General features: G+C 46.7%; 4 protein-coding genes and 1 pseudogene. 1 reads left to right on the top strand and 4 read right to left on the bottom strand.

The window, feature by feature from the left end; translation table 11 throughout:
• Positions 1-486 precede the first annotated feature (486 nt).
• Positions 487-1,647 carry a homocitrate synthase gene (gene lysS / locus RIB93_RS20145; protein ID WP_446374941.1) on the top strand — a complete coding sequence of 387 codons (1,161 nt, stop codon included), beginning with the start codon at positions 487-489 and terminating at the stop codon, positions 1,645-1,647.
• A 35-nt stretch (positions 1,648-1,682) separates the two neighbouring features.
• On the opposite strand, the gene RIB93_RS20150 is transcribed toward lysS, so the two are convergent.
• The 4 genes and pseudogenes from RIB93_RS20150 to RIB93_RS20165 form a co-directional block, all read right to left on the bottom strand.
• Entirely contained in the window at positions 1,683-2,852 is a 1,170-nt protein-coding gene (locus RIB93_RS20150) for an AbrB family transcriptional regulator (RefSeq protein ID WP_446374943.1), read from the bottom strand.
• Positions 2,853-3,176: 324 nt separating this feature from the next.
• A complete protein-coding gene (locus RIB93_RS20155) occupies positions 3,177-5,402 on the bottom strand; it encodes a GumC family protein (RefSeq protein ID WP_446374945.1) in 2,226 nt (741 codons plus the stop codon).
• Positions 5,403-5,670: 268 nt separating this feature from the next.
• Complete coding sequence (locus tag RIB93_RS20160) at positions 5,671-6,888, bottom strand: polysaccharide biosynthesis/export family protein (protein WP_446374947.1); 1,218 nt, start codon at positions 6,886-6,888, stop codon at positions 5,671-5,673.
• A gap of 16 nt (positions 6,889-6,904) precedes the next feature.
• Positions 6,905-7,122: pseudogene (locus tag RIB93_RS20165) on the bottom strand (hypothetical protein); the annotation flags it as partial.

Consider the following 7,122-nt stretch of genomic DNA (forward strand, 5'->3'; position numbering starts at 1 on the left):
TTGAAAAAGAATTACAGCAGATTTGGTGGTTGATGAGGTACAGCCTCAAGCGCTGTAAGCCCTCAACTAAAGTTGGGGCTAAAAGCTTAAACCCGTTAAAACGGGTTCAAGAATTTACCTGGTAAGTTCGATTCTTACTTGAGCTTTGACAGACAAATTTATTTCCTGATTAAGTAGTCGGACTGGCATACAACGGCACGATCATTAAGTTTTGTAAATCCCCCTCAAACCCTTACTGGTTTCTGTTCGCCGTTGCCAACCGTTAACTTTAATGTGTCCACCTACTTAGCAGAGTACCCGATCTGAGAATAAGCATATTGTAGTGATTTATACCCTATTGATTGTTAAATCTAGATAAATTTTTGCAGGGTGGTACAGGTTGAAAAGATTTATAAAATCAGTAGTTTAAGAAGCAATCCGCCCTGAAACGCTCCGATACTATAGATATGGATGTGAGAAGTTACCACAAAGGAAAGGACAACATCAATGTCACCTAGTCAATTTTCAATTATAGAAACGACTTTACGGGAAGGAGAACAATTTTGTGGGGCTAACTTTTCATCACAGGATAGAATAGAAATTGCCAGGGCGCTTGACCAGTTCGGCGTTGAATATATTGAAGTTACTTCCCCTTGTGCTTCACCGCAATCCCGTCAAGATTGTCAGCATTTAGCTCAATTGGGGTTGTACACCAAAGTGCTGACCCATATTCGCTGTCATTTAGAGGATGCAAAAGTAGCACTCGATACAGGCGTTCATGGGATTAATCTGTTTTTTGGTACGTCCAGTTTTCTGCGCCAGTTTGGTCATGGAAAGAGTATAAATCAAATTGTTGATCGGGCAACAGACGTTATTACCTTTATCCATGATCAAAGTCCTGAAACAGAGTTGCGCTTTTCTACAGAAGATTCGTTTCGCAGTTTGCTTCCGGATTTACTCCAGGTGTATTGTGCTATCGATAAACTCGGCATGGTGAACCGTTTCGGTTTAGCGGATACCGTCGGTGTCGCGACTCCCAATCAAGTCTTTAATTTAGTCCAGACACTGCGCCACCATACAAATACTGATATTGAATTCCATGGTCATAATGACACAGGTTGTGCGATCGCGAATAGCTACGCCGCCCTAGAAGCCGGTGCAACTCATATCAATACTACAGTATTGGGAATTGGAGAACGGAATGGGATCACCCCCCTGGCTGGGCTCATCGCCCGTCTCTACACGCTTAACCCGGAACAATTGCAGTGGAAATATCGCCTCCCTCAACTGGCAGCACTGCATCAACTTGTCGCCGATAAAGTGGGTATGGCAATTCCAGCTAACCACTATATTATCGGTTCAGCCGCATTTAACCATAAGGCGGGAGTTCATGCTAAAGCCATGCTGAATAATCCCCAGACTTACGAAGCCATTGATCCCAATGATTTTGGACTATCCCGTTCCTTTTTAATTAATCATAAACTTACAGGGCGTCATGCCATTGCCAATCGCGCCAGTCAACTGGGATTAGACTTCGACCCCTTCCAAATTCAGGCAATCACTCAAACCATTAAAGCCTTGGCTGATCAACAAGCACTAACGCTAGAGACTGTGGATGAAATATTGCGTTCTACTTTCCCGATGCAACAGCGTCAAAATCCGGCGTAAGGGTGAATTTTTCCTGGTTGATAACGGGTTCGATGCTATAGGTATTGGTCATCTGAAGCTTTGGCACGCTTGACCAAAAACTTCACTAACCAGGGTGCAATCATAATGATACTTAACATCCGGGTTAATTGCATGGCTAATACCAATCCGGTGTCCCCTCCTAACTGCATTACGGTAGCCACCATTGCCTCGATTCCTCCCGGCGTGAATCCTAAAATAGCCGTTGCCATATCCACATCGGTGATGCAATGAAAGCCATAGCCAATCCCTAAACAGGTGATAATTAACCCAGTGACTAACCCAATTTCAATTAAGACGGCTTTGAAGAGTTTACGGGCGGTTTGCCAGTCAAACTGTACCCCAACCGATAATCCAATCAGCAATAGTCCACCCGCAAATAAAGGTTGAGGCATTTGCACTGGATTGGGCAATGCCCAAAACGCCGCTAGTCCGACTAGAAACGGACCGAAAAATCCAGGGGAAGGTAGACGGAATCGCTTTCCTGCCCAAATTCCCAGGATACCGCACCCCACTAGAATTAAAAGACTCAACGCTAAGGGTAAACTTGTTAAGGTGCTGGTTGGGGCGACAGTGGTGGTGACTGGCGTATCGGGGTTGGCGGGAACCAGAAGAGTAGCCGCACTGGGCATGAGTAACACAACCAGCAAGACTCGGATATATTGAAGTAGAGCAACTGCGATCGCATCGGCTCCCATTTCTTCACTCATAACCACAATGCTGGACGCTGCACCCGGTATAAATCCGAGTAAACTGGTGGTGCGATCAATCCCAGCCCAACGACTTAAGAGATATCCATTAAATAAACTCAGACTTCCGGTGAGCAAAACACAGAGTAACAAAGGTACGGCGTAGGTTGTTGCCACACTAATGGTTTCTGGAGAAAAGCGAGTGGCTGTAACTAAACCGACAACAATTTGTCCGATGAGTTTAAAACTTGAAGGTAAGGGTTGGCGGCGTCCTAAGCTGATAGCATAGCCAATTCCCACCAGCATCGGACCCAGTAGCCAACCGACGGGGACATGCAGCCAGCTAAAGAGTAAACCAACGCCAATCGCGGTGATGATCTGCTGGGTAATTCTTTTGGTTTGGGGCAAATTGTCAACGAGTTTTTCTCTCCAACGGGAAAGACGGTCTTGATTGGGTATCGATGGGGATTCCGGTAATGAGGAGAGTTGCCAAACCACAGAGATTAATAGAGTATAAAAAACTTAACATTTCTATTCTATCATCTGTATTTTCTATAATCTGTATTAATGAGGGTGTGGGGTGTGGGGTGTCGGGTGTCGGTTGGACACTTGCGATCGCGAAACCCAACCGATTAACCCAACAATTGGATTACTCTACCCTTCGGGTTCTCCATTGCGAGTACGAGAAGGTTCTGCCTACTGGACTGACACAGCTAAAATTTTGGACTCGACTTTACCATTGAATCAGGCGCAAAGCGAAAGCGCCCCTACCAAAGTGACTTCCCCAATCAACAAATGACATAAGACAAATGACGAATGACATCAAGAGCGTGTAGCCCCTGTCGGAATTGGCTCCTCTTGTTCTTCTTCTAATTCCTCATCTTCAAAAGCGTCTTCGTCTTCGTCTTCATACTCCAGTTCAATATCCTCCTCAACCTCAGTAGCGCTGACTGGAATCGACGTATCTGCACTGTTGATAATCGCCCCTAATAACGCTGATGGCTCGGCTTCAGTTAATTCTTGAGCTGCCAGATTCAGGATTGATTTCTCACTGTAGCCGGGACGGGTGACGAGTACCATTCCATCAGCTAGGGGTTCGAGTAACAAGGTATCATTGGACAGGGAGAGCGCCGGACTATCAATGACCACAAAGTCAAAGCGACTGCGAGCATCAGTGATAAGCTGTTGAAATTCTCGCGATTCTAGGATCGCGGCGGCTTGTTTTTGGGGTCCGGGACTGGGTACGATATAGAGATTCTCAATATTCGGGGCTAATTGAATACAGGCACTCTTAGACCCGTAGTAGGGTAAGGGTTGGGTCGTCGCTTCCGGTTCAGGGGTGACGTGGTGGAAATGGGCTTGGGAGGATGAGCGCAAATCGGCTTCAATTAATAGAGTACGCTTACCCGCATGGGCTGACGCGATCGCTAAATTATAAGCAGTGGTGCTTTTGCCTTCTCCCTTAACCGTGCTGGCGATTAACACCACCTTCAAGGATTTATGCTCTCCACTACAAAGCTTACTGCGGAACCGTTCGTATACCTCTAAATAAGGTGAACTTGACTTGAGTAAAATACCCGTTTGTCCCAAATCTGGGTCAATGCTCATCACCACAGGCAATTCTGCCAAGACAGGGACATCATGTTGTGCCAGCAGTTGCTGGATTTCTTTCGCCGCGTAGAGTTTGCTATCCAAGATAGCTAGGATGAGAATCACACCAGCCGCCGCGACTAAGCCGACAAAGGTTCCCCCGGCGAGGATGACAATGGGATTGGTTGATTCTTTCCCACCTTTCTTCTGGACATTCGGAGGCTGATCAACGCTAAGATAGCTCACGGTTTCCGCTTCGGCGGCTTTGGCGTCGATGAGTGATGCCTGTAATCTGTTGTAGAAGTCTTGTTTGAGCTGAAACTGCTGCGCCAACCTTACCTGCTCAAGCTGCTTGGTGGGAATCTGTTGATAGTCTTGGAGCAGTTCCTGTCCAATTCTTTTAGTAGTTTCCAGTTGATCTTGCAGGGTATCGCGTTGAGTTGATAATGACACCAATGTATCAGCTAACTGTTTCCTAGCTGGGTCAAGGCTGCTATCGGCTCGGATTTGCGGCGGGGTTAAAGCTTCACCTCTGCCGTTCCCCTGAATCACCTCAGCGGCTCGTCGTGCCAGCATCGCCTCATACGTGCGTTGCTGTCGCTGCAACTCTTGCACATTCGGGTATTGGTCTTTATACCCTTGACTCTTGAGCAGTTCTTCCTGAGTTTCAATTTGTTGCAATTGTCCGCGCAAGCCAGCGATGGTGGGATCAGCGCTCAGGGCTGAGTTGGTATAAGCTTGATCCGCCGTCAACCCCAACCGCCTCTGCAAGCTAGCCATCTGACTCTCAATTCCTTCTAGAGTCTGTTGCACTTGGCGTTGCTGTTGTTGGTTGGCATTAATTTGTGCCAGCAAGCTGTTATCTTCAGCTAAGGCTAAGGCAGCGCCTTCAATCCGGTTAAAGGTTTCCAGTTCTTCTTGTGCCTGTTTTAATTCGTTTTCCGCCTCCGCTGAGCGTGTTTCAATTGAGTCAATAATCGCTTGCAGTCGTCCAGTATTAATCAAACGACTTTGCTCGATCATTTTTTGCATCAGCACTTCTACAGTTTTGGCGGCTTGCTCCGGATCATCATCGTTGTAAAACACTCCAATGATTGATGGAATCGCCCCTTCTCCCTCTCCTACAGACTTGTCGAACTTCAAATCTACATTATCAATTATCTGTTTTGGATCAGCGCCCACAGCGATAGATGTGGCTTTAATCACGTTCTCCTCTAAAAGATTCTCCTTTCCCAGTTGCACCCCCTGCTGCTGAATTTGGGTTCCGGTTTCCGAAAAGGTTCTCACCGGAGGAGTCACCGACAAAATTCCAACCGCTTCGTAAGACACAGCACTGGGGGGAGAGGGCATAATCGCCACAACGCCCGATCCGCCAGTAATTAAAGCAAAAATACCGATACCAATAAATTTATAGCGATCAAGGGCGATTAAATAACGTTTAATTAAGGGAATAGTCATAGCAATTTAACTGAACGAGTCGTGCAAGCGGAGTCTAGGAGAGGAGGCACCGAATGGGGGTATACTGAATTGAGGGAAATAAATGATGTCAAAGTGTCTGTGCTTGTATTCTAGCTCAGCACCCTTGTAGGATGATAGCGGAAAGGATGCGATCGCGCAGCCATTCAACGAGCAACGTCTTGTCCGGATAACAAATTGCATCTCTTCCCAGCTCCCAGACGTAGCATGCTACGTCTCTACACTCACCACAATGCTTATTTAGCAAGCCCTAATTATTATCATCCCCTGAGCCAAACACATTCCCGACATTTTCAAAAAAGTTGCGAAATCCGAGAAAATCACTAAAGGGTCGAGTCACTAAACGCAAAGCATAGTTGATTTTAGCGATAAGGCTACGACCAACCACAATAACATCTTCATTCTGCAAGGGGACATTTTGCGCCAAATCACCCATGAGGACTGCTTTCCCATCAATCTCCTGTGTCACCACCTTACCCCGTTCCGGATCAAACCGCATTAAGGCAATTTCACTTAAATTCGCATCGTCCAAACTCGGCGCCAGGGAGGTCAATGCATCCATAAAATTACTCCCATTGGGCAAATTCAGGTTGCCAATTCGACCAGTAGGATAACTCAAAACTCGCAGCGTAATTTGCGGTGTCGCCAGCGTTGAGCGAGAGGCGAGACTGCGGTCATAATCCATAGTTGTACCGATTTCTAATTCCAATACGACTACAGAATCCCCATCTCGGAGACGCATATCCGGTAAGGCTGTCGCATTTTGCAACGGTGTAAATAAATCAATCTGTTGCTCAATAATCGAATTATCCACAGGAGAACGCCGACGCACGATGACAGTACGCAAATCAGCCAGATTCGTGGTTCCGCCAGCCGCTTGTAGAGCCGCCGTAAGCTGAGAACCGGGCGCTAGGGAATAATAGCCAGGTCGAGTCACTTCACCTGCAATGGTGACTGTGGCGGGACGCAATCCGGCTAGAACTACGGTAACATCGGGGTCAACCACAAATTCACTATACGCGGCGGCTAGTTTTGCTTCAACTTGGTCGGGAGTAAGTCCGAGGACGTTAATTTTACCGACTAAGGGAACTAAGATATTCCCTTGTAAATCAATTGTGCCGGAAAAATTAAGGTCAGGAAAACGTTCTACTGTAACCGCAATGGAATCACCAATACCGAGAACATATTCATTAAATTGAGTATCCGGGACTCTTTGCGGTGATTCTTCTGGATAACCGAGGGGTGGCGGTGGCGCAAAGGGATTGGGAACATTAATATTTACGTCCTCTGTGGGACTATTAATTTCTTGTGGAGGTGGCAAGGTGGGAAGTTGAGCATGTTCTCGTTTGGCAGTTGGTACTGAAGGTTCTGTTATTCCCTGAGACGTTGCCCAAGCGGTTGAATTAATTTGTCCTAACCAGCCAATTGCTATTAATGTGCCGACAGCATACCAATTAATTTTAGTCAAAATTATTCCCTCCACATCACTCAATTATCAGGACGGGTTTAGCCGCAATTATCAGGACGGGTTTAGCCGCAATTATCAGGACGGGTTTAGCCACAATTGTAGGGGCGGGTTTAGGGACAATTGTAGGGGCGGGTTTAGGGACAATTGTAGGGGCGGGTTTAGGGACAATTGTAGGGGCGGGTTTAGGGACAATTGTAGGGTCGGGTTTAGGGACAATTGAGGCTAAACCCGTCC

It is taken from the genome of Coleofasciculus sp. D1-CHI-01, assembly GCF_040218875.1.
GTDB lineage: Bacteria > Cyanobacteriota > Cyanobacteriia > Cyanobacteriales > Coleofasciculaceae > Coleofasciculus.